Genomic DNA, 236 nt, shown 5'->3' with positions numbered 1-236 from the left:
CCGCCCAGGCCGCCGGCACCACCGACACCACCGGCCCCGCCCGTTCCGCCATTGCCACCCGTTTCATCGGGGTTGACGCCGTCCACACCCGCCGCGCCGATCGCGCCGGCACCGCCGGCACCGCCGATGCCGCCATCACCGAGGTTGCCGCCGGCCCCGCCGACCCCACCCTTGCCACCCGAACCCGCCAGGTGGCCCGGTCCCGGACCCGGACTGGTCGCATCACCACCGGCACC

1 pseudogene is annotated in these 236 nt (G+C 77.1%); it reads right to left on the bottom strand.

Annotated features, from left to right (window positions below):
• Positions 1 to 236, bottom strand: a pseudogene (locus ACZY1I_RS32335) (PE family protein); the annotation flags it as partial.

Source organism: Mycobacterium sp. IDUB_37 (assembly GCF_055419245.1).
The sequence above is the reverse complement of the archived record's forward strand: the minus strand, read 5'-3'. Positions and strand labels throughout refer to the sequence as shown.